At 58.2% G+C, this 1,779-nt stretch carries 1 protein-coding gene; it reads left to right on the forward strand.

Annotated features, from left to right (window positions below; translation table 11 throughout):
• Window positions 1–764: 764 nt before the first annotated feature.
• Window positions 765–1,634, forward strand: a complete 870-nt coding sequence (locus RR928_RS14200; protein WP_332547905.1) for a dienelactone hydrolase family protein — start codon at window positions 765–767, stop codon at window positions 1,632–1,634.
• The last annotated feature ends 145 nt before the right edge of the window (window positions 1,635–1,779 follow it).

Below are 1,779 nucleotides of genomic sequence, written 5' to 3' on the forward strand. Positions count from 1 at the left end.
ACCCTTGCAAGCATATTTGCAGACCTTTGTGCCCGGCCGCTGCGAGGGCCAGCGCGCTGGCGAAGAAAGCCCGGCACGGACGGCGGCGGTGCAATGTGTGCTCTTAGGCAACACACTCACCCCCAGATTGTGAAAATTTACAGCTTTCATCGGTTCCGCCAGAAAAGGAGCAAAAATGCTTGCCGCGACAATATTTCGCAGAGTTTTTGCAAAGCTCCATGCGCAGGCAAAGCTTTTCCGACCGGCGGCAGCACGCTGCAGCGGCTGCCAATGCGAAATGGACGGCCAGATGCTGATGATTCGGCCGGCGCTGTCTCACCAAGGCAGCCGGGCTGGCAGCAGACAGTCGCGGTCCCTTCGAAGGCAGTAGCGTCGATTTGCAAGACACCCCCCTGGTTTGTGCATTTTTAATCCTGGCATCGTTGCCGGGCCCAAAGATTCTCAACCTGTTTGCCGGCGGCCAGCGTGCGGGCCAACGCGCGGCCGCGGCGATGAGCCCGGGGCAGTCGGCGCGCCTGACCGGGGATGACTTCTATGCCTACCTGAAGGACCTGCTCATGCGCCTGGCCGGGTCGAGAAATTGCTGCCGCTGCGCTGGCGGGCGCCCAACTCCTGATCAACACCTGGGTGGTCGGCCACGGCCAACATGGGTTCGACACGCGGTGAGCTAAAACAGCACTTGCAAGTGCCTGCAACCTAGGGTTTTCCGGGCGCCTTAATGACTGCGCTCAATTAAACTTTTTGCAACCTCTGAGGAAACGCTCATGACGCTCCTATTCAAATCAACCGCAGTTCTGCTGATGAGCTGTTCAATATGGGCGGGCTCGGCATATGCGCAGGATCGCCAAAGTGTGTCCTTCAGGGCAGACACGCTGATTGAAGCAGATACCACGGTGCAAGGCGACCTGACGATACCCGCCGGCCAAAGTGATGCCAAATTCCCGGCGGTGGTGGTGATCCATAGCTCGGGAGGCTATGAGGATCTCACGAGGAAGCCCTACGTCCAGGCACTCAACAAGGCCGGCATCGCCACGCTGGAACTCAACCTGTTCTCGCGCGGCAACCGCCCCAAGAATTCACGCATGAATTTGCCCCACACCTTTGGCGCATTGAACTATCTTGCCCAGGATCCGCGCATTGACGCGAACCGCATCGGCATCCTTGGATTCTCCCATGGCGGCTTGCTGGCATTGTTCTCCAGCTCCAAAGAGGAAAACGCCACTTACTCTGGCGGCAAGCACAAATTCGCTGCGCACCTGGCACTTTATCCCGTCTGCTGGGCACATCTTGCCAGCGCCGAAGGCAAGAATCCTGTCTATCCGAAAAGTGTCTACACGGCGCTTACCGGTGCTCCCGTGCACATTCTTGCCGGCGAAAAGGACGTCTACGACGCACCAGATTCCTGCCAAAAATTCATTGCCGCCTTGCCTGACGAAGCTCGCACCCATGTGGACATGACCCTTTATGCCAATGCCACACATGGCTGGGACAGCCCGGAAGACAAAAGCTACCAGGACCCTGCGGCAAACATGGGGCGGGGAGCGTATGTGCGGCACTTGCGCAATCCGGCCGTGACAGCGCAATCGTTGGACTTTTCGCAGCAGTTTTTCAGTCGAGCATTTGCCGAAAAGTAGTTGCTCAGTTGGTTGAATGCCTCCCCTCATTCCTGCCAATTGCGATAGCAACAAGCTCATTTCGCGTCAGCGTCGAAGCCCTTTCACGCACAAGCGCATGCAGCCGCGCAGGGAGGTTTGCGGGAGGCGATCCTGCGCGGAAGTC

The organism is Comamonas sp. (assembly GCF_036666375.1).
Classification (GTDB): domain Bacteria; phylum Pseudomonadota; class Gammaproteobacteria; order Burkholderiales; family Burkholderiaceae_C; genus Comamonas.

Excerpts from the sequence above, each read along its gene's own strand:
- RR928_RS14200 (WP_332547905.1), top strand. The coding sequence starts at position 765 with ATGACGCTCCTATTCAAATCAACCGCAGTTCTGCTGATGAGCTGTTCA.